Source organism: Mitsuaria sp. MSU3D, assembly GCF_056867975.1.
Genome location: NZ_CP200314.1, coordinates 5,210,169 through 5,232,429, shown reverse-complemented (window position 1 = coordinate 5,232,429; position 22,261 = coordinate 5,210,169). Strand labels below are relative to the sequence as shown.

Sequence of the window (22,261 nt, the reverse complement as noted above, 5' to 3'; positions counted from 1 at the left end):
TAGCATGCGCTCGTTTTCGTAACAGCGCTTCACGGGACAGTGTCCCTGTGCTATCCAGCACCGCTTTTCCGTCTCCCGGACGCCCTCCCCCTCGCACCGCGCGGGAGCGTGAACCCGTTCATGGCGCGGCACAATGGGCGACCATGCCGCGTCCGATCGAAGCCCTCATCCACCAGCCCGCACTGGCCCACAACATCGCCCGCGCCCGCGCCTGCGCGCCCGACGCGCAGGTGTTCGCGGTGGTGAAGGCCAACGCCTACGGCCACGGCATCGAGCGCGCGTTCGACGCGCTGCGCAGCGCCGACGGCTTCGCGATGCTGGACCTGGACGAGGCCCAGCGCGTGCGCGATCTCGGCTGGCGCGGCCCGATCCTGCTGCTGGAAGGCTGCTTCGAATCGCGCGACCTGGAACTGTGCTCGCGCCTCAAGCTCTGGCACGCGGTGCACCACGAGCAGCAGGTCGACTGGCTGGCCATGCACAAGACCCATGAGCCGCACCGCGTGTTCCTGAAGCTCAACAGCGGCATGAACCGGCTGGGCTTCACGCCGAGCGCGTTCCGCGGCGCCTGGACGCGGCTGAACGCGCTGCCGCAGGTGGACGAGATCTCGCTGATGACGCACTTCTCGGACGCCGACGGTCCACGCGGCATCGCGCACCAGATCGCCGTCTTCAAGGAGGCGACGGCCGACCTGCCAGGCTCACGCACGCTGAGCAACAGCGCCGCGATCCTGCGTCACAGCCAGGACCCGGCGGTGCGGGCCGACTGGGTGCGCTCGGGGATCATGACCTACGGCAGCGCGCCGGACTTTCCGGAGCACGACATCGCCCACTGGGACCTGAAGCCCACGATGACGCTGCGGGCCAAGGTGCTGGCGGTGCAGCACCTGAAGGAAGGCGACAGCGTCGGTTACGGCAGCAGCTTCGTGGCGCAACGCGCGATGCGCATCGGCACGGTCGCCTGCGGCTATGCGGACGGTTATCCGCGTCACGCCGTGCACGGCACGCCGGTGCTGGTCGGCGGCCGGCGCAGCGCGACGATCGGTCGCGTGTCGATGGACATGCTGGCGGTCGACCTGAGCGATCTTCCCAACGAAGGCATCGGCAGCGAGGTCACGCTGTGGGGCCAGGGTCCCCACGGCTCGGTGCTGCCGATCGACGAGGTGGCCCGCGCGGCCGGCACGATCGGCTACGAGCTGATGTGCGCGGTGACCCGGCGCGTGCCGGTGCACGTCGAGACGCTGGGCTGAGGCCCGGCGATCGTCCGGCTCCGTCGGCGTCATGCACCTGGACTGGACGCCGGCCGACTGGGAGCTCGAGATCTCCGCGATCCGGGCCAGCGGTCCCGGCGGCCAGAACGTCAACAAGGTCAGCAGCGCGGTGCACCTGCGCTTCGACATCCGGCGCTCCACGCTGCCGGCGCTGATCAAGGAACGCCTGCTGGCGCTCAGCGATCAGCGGATCACGGCCGAGGGCGTCGTGGTGATCAAGGCCCAGGAATCGCGCAGCCAGGAGCAGAACCGTGCCGATGCGATCGCGCGCCTGGTCGCGCTGGCGCAGAGCGTGGCGCACACGCCGAAGACGCGTCGGGCGACGAAGCCGACCTACGGCTCGCAGAAGCGCCGCCTGGAGGCCAAGAGCCAGCGCGGCGACATCAAGGCCGGGCGCGGCAAGGTCCGCGGCGACTGAGCCGGCCGGGACCGCAAGATCGATGAGGGAGAGGACATGTTCAAGGCATTGCGGATCCTGATCCTGCTCGGGATCCTGTTGACGGTGGCGGTCACCACGCTGGTCGGCCGCTGGCAGGCCCAGTCCTGGAAGCGGCCGCAGGTCGTGACGCTGTATCCGATCAACGCGTCGGGCGACGCCGTGACGGACCTCTATCTGGAGCGACTGGACGCCGCAGCCTTCGCGGGACTGGCGCCCTACTTCCAGCGGGAGGCGGCCCGGTACGGCGTGTCCTTGTCCGAGCCGGTGCGGATCGTGCTGGGCAGCCGTGTGCGTGTCGCGCCGCCCGCGGTACCGCGCGACGCGGGGCCGCTGTCGGCGATCTCGTGGAGCCTGCGGATGCGCTGGTGGGCCTGGCGCCAGACGCCGCCGAGCTCGCCGGTGCCGGACGTGAAGCTCTTCCTGATGTACCACCCGCCGGACTTCGCCGGCGCGCTGCCGCATTCGATCGGACTGGAGAAGGGCCGGCTCGGACTGGTGCACCTGTTCGCGTCGAAGGGACAGCAGGCGCAGAACGAGGTCGTCATCGCGCACGAGGCGCTGCACACCTTCGGCGCGACCGACAAATACGACCCGTCGACGCTGGCGCCGGTGTTCCCCGAGGGCTTTGCGGAACCACGCCAGGAGCCCCGATATCCGCAGACGGCGGCCGAGCTGATGGCCGGCCGCATCCCGGTACGTGAGGGCGAGCAGCGGATCCCATCGGGCCTGGGCGAGACGGTCATCGGTCCGGCGACGGCGGTGGAGATCGGCTGGGTGAAGTAAGCGGGCGTTGCTGCCCCCTCCATTCGAGGGGGCCTGCCGACGCTTTGCAAAGCTGACATGGAGAAAATCCCGCCCGAGAGGGAAGGAACTCCATGAACAAGAAGATCGGCGGGCTGACGCTCGCCCTGGCGGCCGTCACGAGCATGGCCGCTTCACCGGCGCGCGCGGAGCGCTTCGAAGCCACGTTCACCGGCACGCTGACGCGGATGCAGTCCACCGTCGGCTGCCAGGACTGGGAAAGGATCGTCTGCGCATCGCGGCAGGATCTGTCGCCGGTGGCGCCGATCACCTTCACCCGCTCCTTCGTGTTCGAGGTGGGCGGCCCGGGGATGAGCACCGCCGTCGGCACGGGCGTCTTCGAGCCTTCCGTCGACTGGTACGGCCGCCCCATGCGCTACGAGCTGGGCGACCAGGCGATGGGCAGCCTGACGAGCAGCGAGCCGGTCTCCGGGGCGCTGATTCCGGCCGGTGTCCTGGCGCACGCACAACTCACGGCGCCGGCTGCCATCGACGGCAGCTACGTCAGCACCTTCCACATCCGGGACATCAGCACCTACCTCGATGCGGCCGGCGGAGAGTCCCGGGCGGACCTGTGGGGCGCCAACGAGAGCGTCGGCTGGACGACCGCGAGCGGGCAGAACGTGAGCCTGATGTTCCAGTTCATGCAGGCGATGCCGTTCGCGGTGACCCAGCAGAACCTGTCCGAGGCGATGTCGGTGAGCGATTTCATCGCGCGCATGAACCAGGACTTCTGGTGCCAGGGCTGCACGCAGACGCTGATCGTCTCGGCGACGGTGGCGGGCGGCGGCACCATCAGCGATTACCTGTTCCACGGCTCGATCGGCGCCTTCAGCGTGCGACAGCTCGGCGCCTCAGCGGTGCCGGAACCGGCGACCTACGCGCTGATGCTTGCCGGCGTGGCAGTGGTCGGCTTTGCCGCGCGGCGTCGCAAGGCCGTCTGAGCGCCGGGTCGCAACGATTCACGACAGTCCGAGGGAGAACGAAACAATGACGAAGCGCTGGATGGTCGCCCTCGTGGGCGCGATGCTGAGCCCGGTCGCGATGGCGACGGTCACCGTGACCTTCGAGGGGTTCTACACCTCGCAGAGCCAGAGCATCGACTGTGCGCCCGCGGATTGGAGCTGCTCGAGCAACAGCACGTCGTTGAGCACGCCGATCGCGTTCTCCCAGACCTTCTCGTTCGAATACGGCGTCTCGCCGGGCCGCCTGCCCTTCTCCTCCGGCTCCTCCCGGTTCACGGACAGCTCCGGGCGGACCTACGATTCGATGTCGGCGTCGCAGCGATTCGCCAACTTCCAGAGCCACACACTGAGCGACTCCCAGATCCCGGCAATCCCGGTCAACGTGTTCGATCCCGTGGATCGGACGAATGCGCAGCTGGACGTCTACACCCTGGCCCTTCGCCGCCGATCCGTGGGCGTGTGGTCGGACACGGGCGAGGCTTTCCGGGGCGACGAGTCCTTTTCACTGACCAACGCGTCGATCTGGTCGAACGCGGACGGGTCGTTCTCGCAGAACCAGTGGACCATCGGCCCCAGTCAGAACCAGAGCTTCGCAGCGACGGTCGCCAACTTCGACGACCTAACGACGAACGACTACTTCCTCGACCTGATGCAGCGACAGGGTGGTTGCGCCGGCTGTCTGAGGGTCACGCTGTCCAACTCCTATGCGCGCGCGGGCGGCGTCACAGGTGGCACTTCCTTGACGGGCTTCGGCCGTATCGTGTCGATCACCGAGACCGCGTCGGCCGTGCCGGAGCCCGCGACCTACGCGCTCATGCTGGCTGGCGTCGCGGCGATCGGCTTTGCCGCGCTTCGGCGGCGCGTTGCCGAGACGATCAAGCCCTGATCTCTTCCAGCAGATCCGGGTGGCGGTCGAGCAGCCTCAGCAGCTTGATCAACGCCAGCGGCGGCTGAGTCTTGCCGGTCTCGTAGCGGGAGAAGGCGTTCACGCCACCGCCGAAGATTTCTCCGGCTTCGCGCTGATCCAGCGCGAGCCTCTTTCGGACCTCCGAGATGAAAGACGGATCGACCTGCGACGCATTCACCTGCTTCGAGAATGCGCTCACCGCGCGCATGACGCGCCCAGACTCGTCCATGTCCATCGTCACCTCATCGCAAGATGGGCAGAAGTCTCCGGTAACCGCGGGAATGATCGTGGACATGCCCTTGTAGACATGCTCAATATCTCGGGTGTCGCGTACCGTCTTCGCGAATCCGCAAGCCGGACATTTCATTTCACAACTCCTTGAATGAGACGAGCACAACTTCCTCGGCCACGCTCAACTTCAGGTAGACCCGACCTCGAAGCGTCGTAGGCCGGTAGACGTCTTGCCACTCGCGATGATCGTGATACGTGGTCATGCTCTTGTAGAAGTCACCCCGGCCCAGCGCCAGCACCACGTCGGACATCTGTTCCTCGTCGAAGCCCAGGGCCTCAGCTCCGAGGGACGCCGAGAGCGTTGCTCGAATGCGCCCTTGTGACACCAGTTGCTTGACCGTGGCCAGCGGGTAATGCGCCTTGTGCATTTCCATCGAATATTAACCTAGTTGGTTAGTGACGGAAATCCGCATTGGCGCTCCGTCATCGAGGGCGAAGCGTGTGATCGAATGAGGCGCGAGACCTTGCGATTGCGCAAGACCTGGCCCCGCTTCCCGCTTCAGCGGGAAGCCATCAGCGAGGCATCAGGAAGAAATCAGGAAGAATTTCGAACCGAACGAGAGAAGCCGCTCACCGCTGCGGCCTTGTCGCCACGTAGATGCTGCTCAGGCAAAGCACCATGCCCGCGAGCGCCAACATCGTCGGCCGCCAGCCTTCGAAGATCGCGGAGATCCCCAGCGCGATCACCGGGATCACCACGCCGGTCAGCGCCGCCCGCGCGGTGCCCTGGCGTTGCGCCAGCTTGAAGTACAGGACGAAGGCGATCACCGAGCCGAACACCGCCAGGTACAGCAGGCTGAACACGTATTCCGGCGTCCACGCGAAGTTCAGGCCCTGCCCCGTCGTCACCGACGTGACCAGCAGGAACACCGCCCCGTAGCCCATGCTCCACGCCAGCACCGGCACCAGTGGCAGGCCGCGGCGGGTCAAGGTCAGCGTCAGCACGTTGCCGATGCACGCGGCCAGCACCGCCGCCAGACCGATCGCCAGGCCGTAGGCCGCCGTCGGGCGGGCGCCCGTCGAGGCGATCTCCGGCCAGAAGATCATCACCACCCCCGCCACCGCGCCCGCCGACACCGCCAGGAAGCGGCCCGTCACCCGCTGGGCGAAGAAGATCCGGCCCGACAGCGCGTTGCCGAACACCATCAGGCAGAACAGCACCGCCACCAGGCCGCTGGGGATGTGGCGCTCGGCCTCGTAGACAGAGTAGTAGTTGCCGCTGTACTGCACGATCCCAGTCGCCAGCATCAGCCCATGCGCCGACCACGGCAGCTTCAGCGACAGCTTCTGCCAGCGCGCGAATCCCGCCAGCATCAGCGCCGCCAGGCCGAAACGCCAGCCCACCGAGTTCAGGATCGGCACGCCCGAGGCGAGCTGATAGAGGATCACGTGCCAGGTGCTGGCCCAGATCAGCGTCGGGCCCCAGAACAACCAGCGGTCGGAAACGGTGGACATGATGTGCGGCAGCGATCTGTACCGGCCGCCCACGTGGGGAAGCATTCAGCGGGCCGGTGAAAACGACGAGGCCGCCCTTTGGGGGCGGCCTTCGGTGGGGGGCGACACCCTTGTGGGGGGTCACCTGATGTTCTGGAATTGGCGCCTCAGTCGGCGGCCTTCTTGAAGGTCGCCAGCAAGGCGCCGGCACCGACGAACAACGAGCCGAAGATCCGGTTCATCGCCTTCAGGTGCGATTCCGACTTCAGCGCCCGCAGCACGCGCGCGGCCAGCAGCGTGTAGCCGGCCATCACGACGGCGTCGGTGAAGGCCAGCGTCGCGCCGATCACCGCGTACTGCTGCGGCAGGCTCTGGTGCAGGTTCAGGAACTGCGGCACCACGGCCAGCAGGAAGACCGTTCCCTTGGGGTTCACCGCGTTGATGCCCCAGCCGCGCAGCACCAGCTCACGACGCGACACCTGCCGGCCTTCGGCCTGCTCGGCCACCAGCGGCCTGGCCGGGGAACGCCATTGCTGGATGCCGAGGTACACGAGGTAGGCCACGCCGGCCCACTTGACCACCGCGAACGCCTGCTCGGACGCCGCGATCAGCGCGCCCAGTCCGGCGCCAACCACCACGATCTGGGTCAGGATGCCCAGGATCAGGCCCATGGTCATGAAGTAGCCGCGCTGGAAACCGTGATTCAGCCCGGCGCTCATCGCCGCGATGGCACCGGCGCCCGGGGACAGGCTGATGGCCCAGGAGGCCGCGAAAAACCCCAGCCAGACTGACAACTCCATGATCGACTCCTTCAAGGGAGCCGAGGTTGTAGCACGCCACCTCCCCACCGACGAAGGTCAGGGTTAACGCGTCCCCGTGCCCATCGGCCTTGCGGGCCACCGACCGTCCCCCGGGAGGGTGGACTGGCGGGCATCGACCCGGTTATGCCCCCCGCCACATTCGGAATGCCGCCCGGACGGCGGCGCTCCAATAATCCCGCGCCATGTCCGCCTCCGTCCTGCTCGTCGTCGTCATCGCCTACTTCTCGCTGCTGCTGGCGGTGGCGTGGTGGACGTCGCGCCGCGCGGACAACGACAGCTTCTTCATCGGCAACCGCAACAGCCACTGGGGGCTGGTCGCCTTCGGGATGATCGGCACCTCGCTCTCCGGGGTGACCTTCATCAGCGTGCCGGGCTCCGTCGGCGCCGGCGCGTTCAGCTACTTCCAGATCATGCTGGGTCAGTTCGCCGGTTACGCGGTCGTGGCCTTCGTGCTGCTGCCGCTCTATTACCGGCTCAACCTCAGTTCCATCTACCGCTACCTCGGCGCCCGCCTGGGCGTCGCCGCGCACCGCACCGGCGCCGGCTTCTTCATCCTGTCCCGCACGCTCGGCGCGACCGCCCGGCTCTACCTCGTCGTGCGCATCCTGCAGGACCTGGTGCTGGCCCAGTTCGGCATGCCGTTCTGGCTCAGCGCGCTGCTGGTGCTCGTGATGATCCTGCTCTACACGCTCGAGGGCGGCGTCAAGACCATCGTCTGGACCGACACCCTCCAGACCACCGGCATGCTGGGCGGCCTGGTGATCTGCGTGGTGTTCCTGCTGCACGCGCTGGGCCTGGACCTGGCCTCCGGCTGGTCGACGATGCGCGCGGCCGGCCTCGCCGACGTCTTCGTCACCGACCCGATGAGCGCCTCGCACTGGGCCAAGCAACTGCTCGCCGGCGCGGCGATCGCCGTCGCGATGACGGGCCTGGACCAGGAGATGATGCAGAAGAACATCTCCGTCAAGCGCCTGGCCGACGCGCAGAAGAACATGATGGTGATGGCGGCCATCATGACCGTCGTCGTGCTGCTGTTCCTGTTCCTCGGCGGCCTGCTGACGATGTATGCGCAGCAGCAGGACATCAGCGCCCACGGCGACCGGCTCTTCCCCGCCGTCGTGATGGGCCACCTGCCGGCCTGGGTGCAGCTGATCTTCGTGATCGCGCTGATCTCGGCGCTGTTCCCGAGCGCCGACGGCGCCATCACCGCGCTCACCTCCAGCACTTGCATCGACCTGATCGGCCTGCAGGAGCGCCGCGACTGGGACGAGGCCCGCAAGCGTCGCGTCCGCAAGGCCGTGCACCTCGGCTACGCCCTGCTGTTCCTGCTGCTGACGCTGGGCTTCCGATGGCTGGACGACCCCAGCATGGTCAACCTCATCCTCAAGCTGGCGGGCTACACCTACGGCCCGCTGCTGGGGTTGTTCGCCTTCGGCATCCTCACGACGCGAACCTTGCGGGCGGGCATCCTGCCGTGGGTCGCACTCGCGGCCCCCGCGCTGTGCTGGGTCATCGACGCGCATCAGGCCACCCTCTTCGGGGACTACCGGATGGGGCTGGAGCTGCTGCTGGTGAATGCCGCGCTGACCTTCGGCGGGCTCTGGGCCGGTTCGCGTTCTTCGATGGGCGGCATCGAGCGTTCCGCAGTGGCAGACTGACACGCGCCCGCTATCCTGCGGCGACATGCCCACGCCGCACGTTCCGCCGCAACCCCTGCCGCGCGCCGATCACTCCCGTCAGGCCCATCACGCCTCGGCGCCCCTGACGTTCGCCCAGCGCCACCACGCGCGTCTGCACTGGATCCAGAGCCTGCGGCAGCGGCTGCGCGGCCAGTTCCTCCTGCGGCTGCACGTCTTCGTCATCGCGCTGCTGATGCTGGGAGCGCTGATGCTGGGCGGCGCCGGACTGAGGGCGCTCGGCGTCGAAGCGCTGGCCTGGCGCTACGCGCTGCTGCTGCCGATCAGCTACCTCTTCTACCTGGGTCTGCTGCGCCTGTGGGCACTGGCACTGCTGCGTGGCGACGGATCGCCGCTCGAGGCCACACCGGACCTGCTGGATCTCGGCATCCGACTGACCGGCAACCTGGGACGCCCGACGCCACCCGTGCCGTTCCGGACCGGCGGTGGCGGCAACTTCGGCGGCGGCGGGGCTTCCGGAGACTTCTCCACAAGCGCATCCACATCCTTGTCCACCGACTTGCCAACATCCTTGTCCACAGGTTTTCCAGTGAACTTGCCAACAGCTTCTCCCTTGGACTTGTCCCCAGCCGGCGATGCGCTCGGCGCCGCTGGCGACGCCGTGGGCGGGCTGGACGAGGGCGCCCTCGTCGCCGTGCCCGTGCTGCTGATCGTCGGGATCGGCGCGGCACTGGGCTTCTGCGTCTTTGGGCTGTTCGGCGTGGAGGTGCTGTTGGCGGTGTCCGTCGAACTGGCGCTGGCGAGCGTCGCGGGCGGCATGGCCTGGCGGCGCCTGCACGAAGAAGGCTTCTGGCGATGCGCGGTCCGGCGCACCTGGCTGCCGGCCCTGTCGCTGGTGGTGGTGGGCGTGCTGCTGGGTGCGGCCGTCGACCGCTGGATCCCCGCCGCCGACTCGCTGCCGCATGCCTGGCAACTGATCCGGTTGAAGTAGCGGCGAGGGCGGGCGGGCTCCTGCCGCGAGCGGGTCGGGCCGGCGGCGACAATCCCGCCCCATGGCTGCTCAGAAATCCCACTACGTCTGCTCCGAATGCGGCGCCACCAGCGCCAAGTGGCTGGGCCGCTGCCCGTCCTGCAGCGCCTGGAACACCCTCGTCGAAACCGCCGCGGAACCCGCCGCCGGCAAGAACCGCTTCCAGGCGCTGGCCCGCAGCCAGCCCGTCGCGACGCTGTCCGAGATCGAGGCCCGCGACTTCGAACGCACCCCGACTTCGCTGGAAGAGTTGGACCGCGTGCTGGGCGGCGGCATCGTCACCGGCGGCGTGGTGCTGATCGGCGGCGATCCGGGCATTGGCAAGTCGACGCTGCTGCTGCAGGCGGTCGACGCGCTGTCCCGGCAGATGAAGGTCCTCTACGTCACCGGCGAGGAGTCCGGCGCGCAGGTCGCGATGCGCGCCCGCCGTCTGGGCCTGGACGGCTCCCAGGTGCGCGTGCTGGCCGAGATCGGCCTGGAGAAGATCCTCGCCACGATCGAGGTCGAGCAGCCCGACTTCTGCGTCATCGATTCGATCCAGACGATGTACTCCGAGCAGCTGTCCTCGGCGCCCGGCTCGGTCGCGCAGGTCCGCGAATGCGCCGCGCAGCTCACCCGCACCGCCAAGTCGGGCGGCTGCGCGATGGTGCTGGTCGGCCACGTCACCAAGGAAGGCGCGCTGGCCGGACCGCGCGTGCTGGAGCACATCGTCGACACCGTCCTCTACTTCGAGGGCGACACCCACAGCAGCTACCGGCTGGTCCGCGCGATCAAGAACCGCTTCGGCGCGGTCAACGAGATCGGCGTCTTCGCGATGACCGAGAAAGGCCTGAAGGGCGTCACCAACCCGAGCGCGATCTTCCTGTCCACGCACGGCGAGCCGGTGCCCGGCTCCTGCGTGCTGGTCACGCTGGAGGGCACGCGGCCGCTGCTGGTGGAGCTGCAGGCGCTGGTCGACGGCGGCGGGCCCAGCCCGCGCCGGCTGTCGGTCGGCCTGGAGCGCGACCGCCTCGCCATGCTGCTGGCGGTGCTGCACCGGCACGCGGGCGTCGCGACGATGGACCAGGACGTCTTCGTCAACGCCGTCGGCGGCGTGCGCATCAGCGAGCCGGCGGCCGACCTGGCCGTGCTGCTCGCGATCCAGAGCTCGCTGCGCGGCAAGCCGCTGCCCAAGGGCTTCTTCGCCTTCGGCGAGGTCGGCCTTGCCGGCGAGGTCCGCCCCGCGCCGCGCGGTCAGGAGCGGCTGAAGGAAGCCGCCAAGCTGGGCTTCTCGATCGCGGTCGTGCCGCAAGCCAACGCGCCGAAGAAGCCCATCGACGGCCTGACGGTCCACCCGGTCGCCCGCATCGAGGACGCCATCGAGATCCTGCGCGGCCTGTGACGCCGCGCGGGCCGGCGACGGCAATGGCGATGGCGGCATCCGCAATCGCCACACCCCTCGCCGCAGCAGCGCGACGACAATCGCGAGTTCCGCCCGGCCACCCCGCCCGGCACCCGGCTTCACCCCTTCGGAGTTCCCCCGCATGAACCGCCTCGCCGGCATCCTGCTCGCCCTCGCCGCCATCGTCCTCGGCACCTACTTCTTCGGCTGGAAGGGCGCCATCCTGGGCACGTCCGCCGTCATCTTCTACCTGCTGCTGCAGTTCTCGCAGCTGATGCGCGTCATGCGCACGGCCCAGAACTCGCCGCTGGGGCACGTCTCCAGCGCGATCATGCTGAACTCGAAGCTGCACGCCGGGATGAAGCTGATCGACCTGATCCGGATGTGCAAGTCGCTGGGCATCAAGGTCGGGCAGGACACCTACCGCTGGACCGACATCGGCGGCGACGCGGTGGACGTGGTCATGGAACGGGGCGTCGTCGCGCGATGGGCGCTCGTCCGCGCCCAGGAGCCGGAATCGGCCGCCCCCGCCGACACACCGGCCGCATAAAATCCCCGACTTCGCAGCACCCGGCCCATTCGCGGCCGACAAAGGAAGACTCATGTCTCTGGACGATCGCGACGGCAAGATCTGGATGGACGGCGAGCTGGTGGACTGGCGCGACGCCAAGATCCACGTCCTGACGCACACGCTGCACTACGGCTGCGGCGCCTTCGAGGGCGTGCGCGCCTACCAGACCGACAAGGGCACCGCCATCTTCCGGCTGCGCGAGCACACCGAGCGCCTGTTCAACAGCGCCAAGATCCTGCGCATGAAGATCCCGTTCTCGATCGAGCAGGTCGAGGAAGCGCAGAAGGCCGTCGTCCGCGAGAACCAGCTGGCCAGCTGCTACCTGCGTCCGCTGACCTGGATCGGCAGCGAGAAGCTGGGCGTCAGCCCCAAGGGCAACAAGATCCACCTGATGGTCGCCGCCTGGGCCTGGGGCGCCTACCTGGGCGAGGAAGGACTCAAGCGCGGCATCCGCGTGAAGACCAGCAGCTACACCCGCCACCACGTCAACATCACGATGACGCAGGCCAAGACAGTGTCGAACTACACCAACTCGATCCTGGCCAACATGGAAGCGACCGAGGACGGCTACGACGAGGCGCTGCTGCTGGACGCCTCGGGCTTCGTCTCCGAAGGCGCGGGCGAGAACCTCTTCGTCATCAAGAACGGCGTCGTCTACACGCCGGACCTGTCGGCCGGCGCGCTCAACGGCATCACCCGCAACACGATCTTCGCGATCTGCGAGGACCTGGGCCTGAAGCTGGTCGAGAAGCGCATCACCCGCGACGAGGTCTACATCAGCGACGAGGCCTTCTTCACCGGCACCGCCGCCGAAGTGACGCCGATCCGCGAGCTGGACCGCATCGAGCTGGGCAGCGGCAGCCGCGGCCCGATCACCGAGAAGATCCAGTCGGCCTTCTTCGACATCGTCAACGGCCGCAATCCCAAGTACGCCCACTGGCTGAGCGTGGTCTGAGCGGGCGGCCTCCGCCTCCCGCCCACCGGACCGCCAGCCTCCGCAAGCTTTCAAGAACAAGATCATGAGCGCCAACACCACCACGCCCAAGGCCACCGTCGAAGTCACCGCCCAGGACCTGCAAGGTCCGGGCGTCGTCTTCTGCCCGAATCCCAAGATGCCGCTGTGGAGCAACCACCCGCGCGTCTTCATCGACCTGAGCCACACCGGCGAAGGCGCCTGCCCGTACTGCGGCACGCTGTACAAGCTGAAGGCCGGCGAGCATCTGCCCTCCGGCCACTGAGCCAACGACGGCCGACCGTCCCGCGATCGGCCGACGCCCGCTCCCTTGAACAAGGAACGAGACCCATGGTGCGCAAGCCTCAGACCGCCCTGCTGCTGGCCTCTCCCGAGGACACCGAAGCGCAGTTCTACGAGGCCCTGCAGGCCGGCGACCTGGAGCGGCTGATGGCCGTCTGGGGCGACGAGGACGAGGTCTGCTGCGTGCATCCCGGCGGACCGCGCGTCGTCGGCGCGGCGGCGATCCGGGCGAGCTTCGAGCAGATCTTCGCCAGAGGCTCGATCCCCGTTCATCCGGAGTGCCAGCGCAGGCTCGTCAACGGCGAGACGGCGATCCACCAGGTGCTGGAGCGCGTCGAGATCACCGACGAGGACGGCGTGCAGAGCGCGTGGGTCGTCGCGACGAATGTCTACCTGAAGACGGCGCTGGGCTGGCGCATGGTCGCGCACCATGCCAGTCCGGGCACCTCGCAGGACGTGAAGCAGGAGCTGTCGATCGTGTCCGCGGGCGCACCGACGACGCTGCATTGAGAGGGTTGTCCATGCAGTACCAGGCGCCTCCCTGGTTGCCCGGAGGCCATGCCCAGACGATCTGGCCCGCGCTGTTCGCGCGGCGCTACGACGGTCCCCCGCCGCAGTTCCGCCGCGAACGCTGGCAGACGCCGGACGGCGATTTCGTCGACGTCGAGCACCTCGTCGATCCGTCGACTACCCCGCCCCTCCCGTTGAATGCCCCGCCGACCGCGTCGTCGGGCGCACAGGCTCCCGCTGCCGAACCTGCCGAACGGCCGCTGCTGGTGCTGTTCCACGGGCTGGAAGGCTCGGTGGAAAGCCAGTATGTGCAGGCCTTCGCCGCAGTGGCGCAGCAACGGGGCTGGGCCTTCGCGATGCCCTACTTCCGGGGGTGCTCGGGGGAGCTCAACCTCGCCCCGCGCGCGTACCACTCGGGCGACTACCTCGAGATCGGCTGGATGCTGGAGCAACTGCGCGCCTCGCATCGCGGCCCGATCATCGCCGTCGGCATCTCGCTCGGCGGCAACGCGCTGCTGCGCTGGGCGCAGGAAGCCGGCGACAGCGCCGCCGCGACGGTGAAGGCCGTGTGCTCCGTCTGCTCGCCGCTGGACCTGACGGCCGCCGGCCATGCGATCGGCAAGGGCTTCAACGGGCTGGTCTATACGCGGATGTTCCTGCGGACGATGATGCCCAAGGCCATGAGCAAGCTGAAGCAGCACCCGGGCCTGTTCGACGCGGAGCGGATGCGGCGCGTGCGCAACCTCTACGAGTTCGACAACATCTTCACCGGGCCGCTGCACGGTTTCCGGGACGTCGACGATTACTGGCTGCGCGCGTCCGCCAAGCCGCATCTGGCGCGCATCCGCATCCCGGCGCTGGTGCTGAACGCGCGCAACGATCCGTTCGTGCCGGCACACAGCCTGCCCGAGCAGAGCCATGTCGGCGCGCATGTGACGCTGTGGCAGCCGCGCGAGGGCGGGCATGTCGGCTTCCCGTCGGGCCGGCCGCCCGGCCACGTGCGCACGATGCCGGAGCGCGTGACCGACTGGCTCGCGACGCGGCTCTGAGCCGCGCGCCGGGTGGCGCGCCACGCCCCCCAACCGGCCCGCTCCGCGGACCACGACCGCAAAGGAACGCTCATGGACGCCATCGTCGAAGCCGCACTGAAGAAGTGGCCCAATGTGCCGCACTGCTACGGCTGGCTGGCGCTGGACGCGCGCGGCGACTGGTACATGCGCGACGAGCGCATCCAGGCCGCGGGCCCGTTCCCGACGGTCAAGGGCAGCCGCATCGTGCACGACAAGCTGATCGGCTTCATCGACCGCAACTACGCGTCGGACGACCAGGGCGCCTGGTTCTTTCAGAACGGGCCGCAGCGGGTCTACGTGGAGTTGGAGGCCGCGCCCTGGATCTGGCGCCTGCAGCCGGACGGCCGCGTGCTGAGCCATACCGGGCGCGAGGCGCAGGTCGCCCGCGCGGTGCTCGATGAGCGGGACCGGCTGTTCCTCGAGACGGATCTCGGCCTGGGACTGGTCCACACGCAGGACATGGGGCCGGCGGCGGACGCGCTCGAGGCCGGGCGCTGGGCGATGTCGAACGCCACGCACGCCGAGTTGATCGCCCGTCATGGGGTGTTGCTGGCGCCCCTCGACCCGAAGGGGGAATCGGACAAGTCCTGACCCTGCGAGGCGGGGCCGGGCCAGTCGTCCGCGCCGTCACCCTGACCGTCGTCGAGACGATCGCCCATGAAAAAGCCGACCCTCGGGTCGGCTTTCGTGTCGCTGGCGGGCGCGGTTTACCGCGATGCGGCGGAGGCCGGAGCAGCGGCGGACGCGCCGGCATCGGCGCCCGAGGCGGCCGCCGCGGGCAGCTTCGGCTCGTCGAACTTGGCGCCGCCCTGGTTGGCCATGTAGACGACGGCGCGGGAGATCTCGAAGTCGCTGAAGTCGCCGCCGCCTTGCGGGCCCATGTTGCCCTTGCCCTTGAGGGCGGAGTGCACCAGGGTGTCGAAGCCGGTCTTCAGGCGCGGGCCCCAGGCGTCATGGTCGCCGAGCTTGGGCGCGCCGGCCGCGCCGGTGGCGTGGCAGGCCGCGCACTGGCCCTGGAAGACCTGTTCGCCGGTCTTCATGGCCGCGGGGTTCGTGAGGTCCTTGAGCTCGATCGAGCCCACGGGCTGGATGCGGGCGGCGACGGCGTGCGCCTCGAGGCCGGTGCCGCCGGCGCCGGGCTTGATCTCGCTGGACACGTAGTTCGCGAGCATCACGATGATCACGATCGGAATGACGAAGGCGAAGAAGACGGCGACGACCAGTTGCTTGGGTGTCTTGATCGGGCCCTCGTGGGCGTCGTGTCCTTCGGCGTGCGTGTCCTGGGCGTTGGCGTGGTCCTGGGTTCCGCTCATGAATTCCTCGTGGATCGAATCGAATACGGCAGAAGCGAGTCCGTGTTTCGAAGGGATGTCGGATGACGTGGCGCCCTGGGAAAACCGGACCGGGGAACAGCAAATCGGCGCAGTATAGCCAGCCCCCTGTCGCCCCACCCTGGGGCTTTCGTCAAGGTCGGCACGTTGGTGGGGCAGGTGTTGCGCGAGGGTCGCGCAGGTGTTCGCGATGGTTCCGTTTTGCCGGGACGTGCGCGGTCGGGTCGGGGAGGGTCAGAAGAAGGCTAGAATGCGCGCTTCCCGCGGCGACCGTGGTGAAGTGGATATCATTGGGCCCTCCGAAGGCTTAGTCGCAAGTTCGATTCTTGCCGGTCGCACCAGAATTCCGAGAAGCCGGTTGTCACGAGCGTGGCCACCGGCTTTCTGCTTTCTGTCGTTGCGCGTCCTCGATCCCCCATCGGCGGGCCCATCGCCACGCACATTCGCTCATACGGATGCCCGTCGCGCTTTGGCATCGAAGCTTTGTGACACCTCAAAGAAGAGGCGCTCCTGGCGCAATCCCATGGAAAGCAGGTGCTTAAGGCTCGTGCGCCGCGCGAGCACTGCATCGATCAGTTGTACCCGCGCGGTTTCTGCATAGTGCCGACGCCCTTCCTGGAGAAAACTGCCGATGCCTAACCGCGGGCACCGACCCAATGTCACCACCTAGAGACCGCCGGACAAGAACCGAGGCCGCTATCCATCGCATTGCCTACGGCGCCTCTGATTCAGCTTCGGCGAGCGCAGCTTCGAAGCGTTGAACGTGCCCGCGCAGGAAGTGGTCCTGACGATCGAAGAAGTGACGAAGCAGCGGTAGGTATCGCGCGTCCCCACGGAACCCGTGGGGAGTAATCACGTTGCGGCACATCGCGTCGGCCAGCTCATGCAGCTGCTTGTACCCCTGCACCCGCTTGAGGGAGTTCAGAACGACCTGAAGCAGTTCGCTCTTGAGCCGGCCAGGCACTCGATCGGACAGCATGATGGGCTCAAGCACTGCACCCAAAGCCGTCGTTGCTTCGAAGGAGATGTACACATGCCGTCCCTCCTGCGCGTCCTCATGAATCACGTCACCCTTCTTAGTCAAGACCACCGAGTCTTCGATCCAATCGCATGCGACGTCGACCAAGCAATAGAACAGATAGGCCAGCGGCGTCGGGAACTCGTGGATGTCGTCGCTCGGCTGAACGGGACGGGCGCGGGACAACAGCTTTTCGGCGAAGTGATGCGCGTAATGAAGCCATAGATGGTCGGTCGAGCGCTGGTGAAGCCCCTCGAGAACCATGATGCGGAAGAAATAGATGGACGTGTAGATTGGGCACCGATGGCAGCCGACCTCTTGATATCTGAACAAGGGGCCGTTTAGGCGCTCCATCAGCACATCATCAACTTCGATCCGCGCCAGTGCCGCCTCGCCAATCGAGCGGAAGACACCCAAATTGCCTGCCACGGAGACATCGCTGAGGTAGAACCGAAGCAGCCGGTTCTCCTCGGGAAGATCCAGCCTGTGACCTTGCTGCCCTGCGAGCTGCTCACTGTTCTTGATCTCCCCGTAGAGCACGCTGCTTTCATCCTCTAGGAACGCGACGAAGCACTCGTCTTGGAAGTCTTCCACATGCCTGGTGACCCGCTTCATGATGCGAAGGCACAAGTAGGGATGGGCTAGGGCGAGGTAGGCAGCAAACTTCCGCGACGAGAGCAAACTTGTCAGGATGCCTTGAGCCCGGCCACGAACCTTATCCGAAGGCGTGATGGCGTCGGCCGCTTTTTCCCGTGCGGCCCGCCACCGCTTGGCGAGACCGGACATCGGAGCATCCACCGTGGAAATGGTTCCGTTTGCGTCACGGGTGAACATCGGCAGCACTAGGCTTGGACGCAACCAATCCGCAAGACGGCGCCGAACGCCTTCGCGGGAGGCTAGCTCCAACACAGAGTCGAGATGGCGATCGAGAAGACCAGCTAGCTCTTCGAAACGCCGCGCATGCAGGAGCGCCGCCGCCAACTTCGCGAAAAGCGGCAGCTTCCTGCGACTCACCGTGGTCCGACGCGACCTGATGTAGACGAAGGCCGCCAAGCCAAGGAAAAGCGAATACTGCAGTGCGCTCTTGTCGAAGCCCCACTTCCATGGCCCGAGCACCGGGAAAAGATGCAGGGATCGGAGGACGGCCTCAAAGAAGAAGGTATGGATAAGGCCCAAGAAGGACCAGATAACGGCCCAGTCCAACCAAGAAAGGCTGAGCCGGAATCCGAGCTTTGTGGTGGCGGGAACGACGGACCATACGGCGGCGATGAGCCCCGCCATGGTGAGCATTGCGCTGGTGTCAATGCTTGGTAGGACTACCGGCAGTGCCGCACAGGATGCACAGGCGCTCATGACTACTGCAGCAGCAACACGAAGGGCGTCACGACTCCAGAGACCGTCGCCCCGATAGCGACGACGTCCTCAACGCCTTTCTTCACCTTTGACGTGTTGTCGGCGAACTTGGCCAGCTTATCCACCGCCGTAGCGATCCGGGAGATTGCGCTTTTCGCAGGTGCTGTTCCCGACTCCAGGTTCTGCTTAAGGACTTGGTCCTTCACCATGAACTCTCCGGCCACCGTTGCCAACGCCTCCCGAATGGGCGCCACGCCCCTCACGCGGTACATCCGTAACGCATTTCGGATGGTCTTGATCTGCCTGTCGATGAAAGCGCGGAGGTGGCCCGGCACGCTGGCGTCCGCGAGCGCGTTCTCCAGATCCTTCAACTCTTCCACGAGGGCTCTCATGGCCTCGGTCTCCATGTCCGCCTCAGCTTCTTCCCGGAGCGCCCAAGCCACCCAGTCAAATATCTTCCGGCACTCTGGAGGCGTAAGGTTTCCTCGATGGCTTCGCCATGGAGCGAGGAACTGCGTAGGCGACGCGACATCGTGCAGCCTGCCAAACGCCGGCTGAGTGAGGTCGGCCGGTACATCCAGAAAGTCGAGTCGCTCCCTGGCCAGAGCGATCTCTCGCCTTAAACCGAGAACCAGGAATGACATCTCTTCTTCTAGGTGAGGCGTGTCAGTTTCGACTTCGAACACTGCAGCCCACGCGTGCAGCATTTGCAGGTCATCGAGCTGCCGCATCAGCGAGTCATAGATGTGCAGCAACCTATCTCCAACGTTCATGGTTTCTCCCTCACATTTCCGATAGCGTATCCGGCTTCATCCCTCCGGCGCACCACGGGCCGGGGTCCCGCTTGCTCATCGTCCATGCTCGGCGATCAGCCTTGACCGGAAGGCGATGGAGTCCACGAGGGCGTGATATCGACCCAAGCATGATGGCCGCATCCCGCCAGCTGTTTAAATGAGGGCCGCGATGGTTCCCAAAATGATCACGGCCTCCATGTAAGTGTCTTGTGGATCATGACGTGAACCATCCATAAGCCTCGACAAATCAGGTCACCTCGGGATGACCCTCTCCCCCGTAAAGGGGAATAGGGCACGACCTGTGCGATCAGCGCAACAACTTGTTGCACCTCGTCGGTGCTCTACCGCACAGTCGGACAGGCGCTCTTGCGCGCTCCGTTCCGCCTGTTGGAGAAGGTCTGTATGTCTGGAGAGAAGGAAGCCATCGCGATGATGGCTAAGTACGTCTCGGATGAATTGTTTAGCTGGTTCAAATGGCAGCGCGTTGAACTTCAAAACTTCAACTTCGCATGCGTAAAGCAGACGGCTCATGCGCCTACCAAAGCCGCAGAACATACCCATCCCGTAGATGCTGTGTTCCATTACCACGACCCTTACCAGAATAAGGACGTTTTTCTAAATACTGATCTGAAGAGCTACGCGAAGGGAAGTATCACCGTCGCGCAGATCGTTCCTGCTCTTCGATCTCTGGCACAAACAATCGACTGCGCTCGGGTGTCTGAGGAATGGCATGATCGTTATGTACCTCATGACTCCGCATATGAAGTTCGAGGCCTGCTGTTCGTCTACAACCACGACAACGAATACGACAGATCGTTTTACGATCTCTTGTTCGAACCGGTTAAGGGCCGCGGCAATAAGGAGCCCAAACAAGTCAAGCTCGAAGCGCTACCGATTGCCGCCGGACAATCAGTTCACATATACGAACCTCAACTCATCAGTTACTTGAGTTCGATGGTGGTAGACGCCGCGATGCTGCATAAAAACGGAACCTTTCCGGAAACACAGTACGAATTTGTGTATCCGGAAATGCGACTTCATAAAACTAGCGGCGAAAAGTACAGTCGCGCGGCAACCGTGGAGATGCTAGCAGGTCCTTATCTGATAATTCGCCACGACAAGGTGGTGAAGTACAACGAGAAAACCGGAACACCCGAAGAACGGTACCCGGAAGGATACGTAATCTACTACCATCGGAGCGGTGCGAGCTCCGAAGAATTTTCGTATTTTCTCGATATTCTGTCAGGCTTTCAGATTCTAGATGGCGGCCATAAGATCCGGGTTCGAATGATCCATCACGAGCCCGCTTCGGATCCGAAAAGCAACTTCAAGAGGGCGATTCACAACTATGCGCAAGAATGGGGCTATGACAAGTACAAACTGGATCGCTTGAAAGAAATTGAGTTTGAATTGGTAGAGATGACCAAATACTCATTCTCACAAACGCCCATCGCGTGGGAGCGGGAATGATGATGGGGAAGATTTACAGTGCGAGCGACAAGTCGCTCTTTGATGCACTGAATCAAAAGAAGGTCACTAATGCCGACTTACGGGAACTGTTTATTTCCCGGGGGATCTTAGTTTCGAAAGAGACAAGTCGTAGGGAATTGGCAAAACACTTTGCGCGACTCTTTCATGATTACTACGATTACGACGCTCTGGCCAAGCTATTCGGCAACAACAGCAGCCAGCGCGACAAACTATCGAGCGTACGACTGAACACTGCCGCCACCCTCGCAAATTTCGAAGAGGGAGCCCTAGAACTGAGAGCCCAACTGCAAGAGAGCGGCGGTGCTGAGGTGAAGGTTCACACTGCCAAGGGCACTCGGCTTGATATCGAATTTAGGTACAGCAAGACGGAGTTTAACCGTAGCGAATTTCGGCAGGTTAGAACGCGCACCGCCCTCATTTCCATATATCAGGAGAACGGTGGATTCGTGGTCCACGCCCCGCATTCTGAAGAATCAGATGAATGGATTAATGAGATCGTCAAGTCGGTAATTGAGAAAACCGAGATGCCGGTTGACTTTGACGAAATCAGACTACCGCCCACAATGGAACCAAAGGTCAAAACCAAATTCTTTACTCATCTCATTCGCGCCCTGCCGGGATTAAAGTTGCGCGACGTGTCGGACGTGTACGTCACCAAGCCGAAGGTGGAAAAAAGCGACGGCGATGACCCGGACGACAACGGGAATCCAGAAATCCGGATCGACAAAGCCTCGCTGAGAGGTCAGGGAGTTTTGGAATCGGATGAGCTAGATCTCCTTCAAAAGAAGGGATTCTATGTCTCGAGGATTATCTGGACTTGTAAGGAGGACCACGACACAGCGGACCTCCTTGAATTCGAGGCGCAATTTGCCTCGCCAGACGACTGCTCCGAATTCACATTCCTACCTAGAGGCTTCTACCGGAGTATCGAGCTTAATCGTTATAACGAGAGCAGGACGGGCTTCTCGGGCGAGCAAGAACGCACTTTGGGCAAGCTCGTAGAAGAAGCAGCTAGGGCAACTTTGAAAACTCTGCCTGGACACAATGCTTAAGTCGAAATGGCTTCAAATCCGGAGCGATGTGGCGCCAAAGGAGGCACTCCGTCTTCTTGGTCAGGCGCAGTTCACCGCTGAAAGCGGGAGCGGATTTGATCCAGTTTCGCGCGAGCCAAGTTTTCTCCACTGCCGATACATCGAGCGAGTGACCACGACAGAGAAGGTGGTTGACCCTTTTGGCGAGACCAGTGAACTGCAGACGGTGCGGTACGCCATCACCATCTTTCGTTTGCACCATTCAATCGACACGCCCGGCGCTTACCTATTAGAGATTTCAAACCCTCCAAGGACTGTCCGACCGCTCATTTCGGCTTTGAGCGGCGCTTTCGACGGCATATCTGTAGTTGAGCCGGAGTGGCCCGTCCTCGATCTGTACAAGGTCGTAAAACGGAGTTCCCCGCGAGCTCGCGTCGTGCGTCTGCGTGCGTGCGGAATTCCTCTCAGCGAAACCACCATCAGTAAGGTTGATCTCACGTCGTCCGACAACGCCGTGGCCGACTTTCGCGCCGTCTTTCCGAAGTCGCTCGGCAAGATCGACCGAATCCGCATAGATCGTCCATTTGCGGGTGAAGTGGGGGCGCTTGACTTGTCGGCGAGTGGAGTTTGTGGCTTCGAGGAGAATGCGGAGCACCTAGTGCGCGCGTTGATCCTGAGCGCTGCCACCAGGCCACTCGAACCTTAAGCTTCGCGATAGGCGAGGGTGCTTGGCGCGCGCCCGAATTGACTGCTCGGTCCGTTGAAAGCGCGGTCACGTATGCGTTTGGCGTGCGACGGTCAAGAGTTGGTGAAACTCTAGATCTTCGCGCGAATTGTTCATGCAATTCAACGACTTAGTATTT

Annotated in this window: 24 protein-coding genes and 1 tRNA gene; 18 read left to right on the top strand and 7 right to left on the bottom strand. The window is 65.0% G+C overall.

Going from position 1 to position 22,261, the window contains the following annotated elements:
- Window positions 1-143 precede the first annotated feature (143 nt).
- The 5 genes from alr (at window position 144) to AC1VNM_RS23010 (ending at window position 4,359) form a co-directional block, all read left to right on the top strand.
- The gene (gene alr, locus AC1VNM_RS23030) at window positions 144-1,247 is read left to right on the top strand and encodes an alanine racemase (RefSeq protein ID WP_483108434.1); all 1,104 of its coding nucleotides are present in this window, start codon (window positions 144-146) and stop codon (window positions 1,245-1,247) included.
- 31 nt (window positions 1,248-1,278) lie between these two features.
- Window positions 1,279-1,686 (top strand): alternative ribosome rescue aminoacyl-tRNA hydrolase ArfB, encoded by a 408-nt coding sequence (gene arfB / locus AC1VNM_RS23025; protein ID WP_377158606.1) that lies wholly within the window; start codon window positions 1,279-1,281, stop codon window positions 1,684-1,686.
- 36 nt (window positions 1,687-1,722) lie between these two features.
- A complete protein-coding gene (locus AC1VNM_RS23020; RefSeq protein ID WP_483108433.1) occupies window positions 1,723-2,490 on the top strand; it encodes a hypothetical protein in 768 nt (255 codons plus the stop codon).
- A gap of 92 nt (window positions 2,491-2,582) precedes the next feature.
- Complete coding sequence (locus AC1VNM_RS23015; RefSeq protein WP_483108432.1) at window positions 2,583-3,452, top strand: PEPxxWA-CTERM sorting domain-containing protein; 870 nt, start codon at window positions 2,583-2,585, stop codon at window positions 3,450-3,452.
- Between the two features lie 73 nt (window positions 3,453-3,525).
- Window positions 3,526-4,359, top strand: a complete 834-nt coding sequence (locus tag AC1VNM_RS23010; protein ID WP_483108431.1) for a PEP-CTERM sorting domain-containing protein — start codon at window positions 3,526-3,528, stop codon at window positions 4,357-4,359.
- Here AC1VNM_RS23010 and AC1VNM_RS23005 read toward each other — a convergent pair.
- From AC1VNM_RS23005 to AC1VNM_RS22990, 4 genes are all read right to left on the bottom strand, one after another.
- Entirely contained in the window at window positions 4,349-4,747 is a 399-nt protein-coding gene (locus tag AC1VNM_RS23005) for a type II TA system antitoxin MqsA family protein (RefSeq protein ID WP_377158614.1), read from the bottom strand. The two genes, AC1VNM_RS23010 and AC1VNM_RS23005, sit on opposite strands and share 11 nt — an antisense overlap.
- 1 nt (window position 4,748) lies before the next feature.
- On the bottom strand, window positions 4,749-5,045 hold the full coding sequence (locus AC1VNM_RS23000; RefSeq protein ID WP_483108430.1) for a type II toxin-antitoxin system MqsR family toxin: 297 nt from the start codon (window positions 5,043-5,045) through the stop codon (window positions 4,749-4,751).
- 196 nt (window positions 5,046-5,241) lie between these two features.
- On the bottom strand, window positions 5,242-6,126 hold the full coding sequence (locus tag AC1VNM_RS22995) for a DMT family transporter (RefSeq protein ID WP_377158618.1): 885 nt from the start codon (window positions 6,124-6,126) through the stop codon (window positions 5,242-5,244).
- Window positions 6,127-6,272: 146 nt separating this feature from the next.
- Window positions 6,273-6,905, bottom strand: coding sequence for a LysE family transporter (locus tag AC1VNM_RS22990; protein ID WP_377158620.1), 633 nt, complete (start codon window positions 6,903-6,905; stop codon window positions 6,273-6,275).
- Window positions 6,906-7,108: 203 nt separating this feature from the next.
- Between AC1VNM_RS22990 and AC1VNM_RS22985 the strand changes: the two genes are divergently transcribed.
- From AC1VNM_RS22985 to AC1VNM_RS22945, 9 genes are all read left to right on the top strand, one after another.
- Entirely contained in the window at window positions 7,109-8,584 is a 1,476-nt protein-coding gene (locus AC1VNM_RS22985; protein WP_483108429.1) for a sodium:solute symporter, read from the top strand.
- Between the two features lie 25 nt (window positions 8,585-8,609).
- Window positions 8,610-9,554: a hypothetical protein gene (locus AC1VNM_RS22980; protein WP_483108428.1), complete on the top strand. Its 945-nt coding sequence runs from the start codon at window positions 8,610-8,612 to the stop codon at window positions 9,552-9,554.
- 61 nt (window positions 9,555-9,615) lie between these two features.
- Complete coding sequence (gene radA / locus AC1VNM_RS22975) at window positions 9,616-10,974, top strand: DNA repair protein RadA (RefSeq protein WP_377158625.1); 1,359 nt, start codon at window positions 9,616-9,618, stop codon at window positions 10,972-10,974.
- Window positions 10,975-11,116: 142 nt separating this feature from the next.
- Entirely contained in the window at window positions 11,117-11,524 is a 408-nt protein-coding gene (locus tag AC1VNM_RS22970; protein ID WP_483108427.1) for a hypothetical protein, read from the top strand.
- A 52-nt stretch (window positions 11,525-11,576) separates the two neighbouring features.
- Complete coding sequence (locus AC1VNM_RS22965) at window positions 11,577-12,500, top strand: branched-chain amino acid transaminase (protein ID WP_431101062.1); 924 nt, start codon at window positions 11,577-11,579, stop codon at window positions 12,498-12,500.
- A 64-nt stretch (window positions 12,501-12,564) separates the two neighbouring features.
- Window positions 12,565-12,783: a zinc-finger domain-containing protein gene (locus AC1VNM_RS22960; RefSeq protein ID WP_067279675.1), complete on the top strand. Its 219-nt coding sequence runs from the start codon at window positions 12,565-12,567 to the stop codon at window positions 12,781-12,783.
- A 65-nt stretch (window positions 12,784-12,848) separates the two neighbouring features.
- Window positions 12,849-13,310 (top strand): YybH family protein, encoded by a 462-nt coding sequence (locus tag AC1VNM_RS22955; RefSeq protein WP_377158630.1) that lies wholly within the window; start codon window positions 12,849-12,851, stop codon window positions 13,308-13,310.
- Between the two features lie 11 nt (window positions 13,311-13,321).
- Complete coding sequence (locus AC1VNM_RS22950; RefSeq protein ID WP_431101061.1) at window positions 13,322-14,359, top strand: YheT family hydrolase; 1,038 nt, start codon at window positions 13,322-13,324, stop codon at window positions 14,357-14,359.
- A gap of 72 nt (window positions 14,360-14,431) precedes the next feature.
- A complete protein-coding gene (locus AC1VNM_RS22945) occupies window positions 14,432-14,971 on the top strand; it encodes a DUF2946 family protein (protein WP_483108426.1) in 540 nt (179 codons plus the stop codon).
- 116 nt (window positions 14,972-15,087) lie between these two features.
- Here the strand turns inward: AC1VNM_RS22945 and AC1VNM_RS22940 are convergent, their stop codons facing one another.
- The gene (locus AC1VNM_RS22940) at window positions 15,088-15,693 is read right to left on the bottom strand and encodes a c-type cytochrome (protein ID WP_483108425.1); all 606 of its coding nucleotides are present in this window, start codon (window positions 15,691-15,693) and stop codon (window positions 15,088-15,090) included.
- Between the two features lie 284 nt (window positions 15,694-15,977).
- On the opposite strand from AC1VNM_RS22940, the gene AC1VNM_RS22935 reads away from it, so the two are divergent.
- A tRNA-Arg gene (locus AC1VNM_RS22935) sits at window positions 15,978-16,052 on the top strand.
- Window positions 16,053-16,423: 371 nt separating this feature from the next.
- On the opposite strand, the gene AC1VNM_RS22930 is transcribed toward AC1VNM_RS22935, so the two are convergent.
- Both AC1VNM_RS22930 and AC1VNM_RS22925 read right to left on the bottom strand, forming a co-directional pair.
- Window positions 16,424-18,019, bottom strand: coding sequence for a hypothetical protein (locus AC1VNM_RS22930; protein ID WP_483108424.1), 1,596 nt, complete (start codon window positions 18,017-18,019; stop codon window positions 16,424-16,426).
- 65 nt (window positions 18,020-18,084) lie between these two features.
- Entirely contained in the window at window positions 18,085-18,855 is a 771-nt protein-coding gene (locus tag AC1VNM_RS22925) for a hypothetical protein (protein ID WP_483108423.1), read from the bottom strand.
- A gap of 423 nt (window positions 18,856-19,278) precedes the next feature.
- Between AC1VNM_RS22925 and AC1VNM_RS22920 the strand changes: the two genes are divergently transcribed.
- From AC1VNM_RS22920 to AC1VNM_RS22910, 3 genes are read left to right on the top strand one after another with little or no spacing between them, the layout of a single operon-like run.
- Window positions 19,279-20,346 carry a PD-(D/E)XK nuclease domain-containing protein gene (locus tag AC1VNM_RS22920; RefSeq protein ID WP_483108422.1) on the top strand — a complete coding sequence of 356 codons (1,068 nt, stop codon included), beginning with the start codon at window positions 19,279-19,281 and terminating at the stop codon, window positions 20,344-20,346.
- A complete protein-coding gene (locus AC1VNM_RS22915; protein ID WP_483108421.1) occupies window positions 20,343-21,419 on the top strand; it encodes a hypothetical protein in 1,077 nt (358 codons plus the stop codon). The genes AC1VNM_RS22920 and AC1VNM_RS22915 overlap by 4 nt, the downstream gene beginning before the upstream one ends.
- Entirely contained in the window at window positions 21,412-22,104 is a 693-nt protein-coding gene (locus AC1VNM_RS22910; RefSeq protein ID WP_483108420.1) for a hypothetical protein, read from the top strand. Before AC1VNM_RS22915 ends, AC1VNM_RS22910 begins: the two co-directional genes overlap by 8 nt.
- Window positions 22,105-22,261: the final 157 nt, after the last annotated feature.

Excerpts from the sequence above, each read along its gene's own strand:
- alr (WP_483108434.1), top strand. The coding sequence starts at position 144 with ATGCCGCGTCCGATCGAAGCCCTCATCCACCAGCCCGCACTGGCCCAC.
- arfB (WP_377158606.1), top strand. The coding sequence starts at position 1,279 with ATGCACCTGGACTGGACGCCGGCCGACTGGGAGCTCGAGATCTCCGCG.
- AC1VNM_RS23020 (WP_483108433.1), top strand. The coding sequence starts at position 1,723 with ATGTTCAAGGCATTGCGGATCCTGATCCTGCTCGGGATCCTGTTGACG.
- AC1VNM_RS23015 (WP_483108432.1), top strand. The coding sequence starts at position 2,583 with ATGAACAAGAAGATCGGCGGGCTGACGCTCGCCCTGGCGGCCGTCACG.
- AC1VNM_RS23005 (WP_377158614.1), bottom strand. The coding sequence starts at position 4,747 with ATGAAATGTCCGGCTTGCGGATTCGCGAAGACGGTACGCGACACCCGA.
- AC1VNM_RS23000 (WP_483108430.1), bottom strand. The coding sequence starts at position 5,045 with ATGGAAATGCACAAGGCGCATTACCCGCTGGCCACGGTCAAGCAACTG.
- AC1VNM_RS22995 (WP_377158618.1), bottom strand. The coding sequence starts at position 6,126 with ATGTCCACCGTTTCCGACCGCTGGTTGTTCTGGGGCCCGACGCTGATC.
- AC1VNM_RS22990 (WP_377158620.1), bottom strand. The coding sequence starts at position 6,905 with ATGGAGTTGTCAGTCTGGCTGGGGTTTTTCGCGGCCTCCTGGGCCATC.
- AC1VNM_RS22985 (WP_483108429.1), top strand. The coding sequence starts at position 7,109 with ATGTCCGCCTCCGTCCTGCTCGTCGTCGTCATCGCCTACTTCTCGCTG.
- AC1VNM_RS22980 (WP_483108428.1), top strand. The coding sequence starts at position 8,610 with ATGCCCACGCCGCACGTTCCGCCGCAACCCCTGCCGCGCGCCGATCAC.
- radA (WP_377158625.1), top strand. The coding sequence starts at position 9,616 with ATGGCTGCTCAGAAATCCCACTACGTCTGCTCCGAATGCGGCGCCACC.
- AC1VNM_RS22970 (WP_483108427.1), top strand. The coding sequence starts at position 11,117 with ATGAACCGCCTCGCCGGCATCCTGCTCGCCCTCGCCGCCATCGTCCTC.
- AC1VNM_RS22965 (WP_431101062.1), top strand. The coding sequence starts at position 11,577 with ATGTCTCTGGACGATCGCGACGGCAAGATCTGGATGGACGGCGAGCTG.
- AC1VNM_RS22960 (WP_067279675.1), top strand. The coding sequence starts at position 12,565 with ATGAGCGCCAACACCACCACGCCCAAGGCCACCGTCGAAGTCACCGCC.
- AC1VNM_RS22955 (WP_377158630.1), top strand. The coding sequence starts at position 12,849 with ATGGTGCGCAAGCCTCAGACCGCCCTGCTGCTGGCCTCTCCCGAGGAC.
- AC1VNM_RS22950 (WP_431101061.1), top strand. The coding sequence starts at position 13,322 with ATGCAGTACCAGGCGCCTCCCTGGTTGCCCGGAGGCCATGCCCAGACG.
- AC1VNM_RS22945 (WP_483108426.1), top strand. The coding sequence starts at position 14,432 with ATGGACGCCATCGTCGAAGCCGCACTGAAGAAGTGGCCCAATGTGCCG.
- AC1VNM_RS22940 (WP_483108425.1), bottom strand. The coding sequence starts at position 15,693 with ATGAGCGGAACCCAGGACCACGCCAACGCCCAGGACACGCACGCCGAA.
- AC1VNM_RS22930 (WP_483108424.1), bottom strand. The coding sequence starts at position 18,019 with ATGCTCACCATGGCGGGGCTCATCGCCGCCGTATGGTCCGTCGTTCCC.
- AC1VNM_RS22925 (WP_483108423.1), bottom strand. The coding sequence starts at position 18,855 with ATGAACGTTGGAGATAGGTTGCTGCACATCTATGACTCGCTGATGCGG.
- AC1VNM_RS22920 (WP_483108422.1), top strand. The coding sequence starts at position 19,279 with ATGTCTGGAGAGAAGGAAGCCATCGCGATGATGGCTAAGTACGTCTCG.
- AC1VNM_RS22915 (WP_483108421.1), top strand. The coding sequence starts at position 20,343 with ATGATGATGGGGAAGATTTACAGTGCGAGCGACAAGTCGCTCTTTGAT.
- AC1VNM_RS22910 (WP_483108420.1), top strand. The coding sequence starts at position 21,412 with ATGCTTAAGTCGAAATGGCTTCAAATCCGGAGCGATGTGGCGCCAAAG.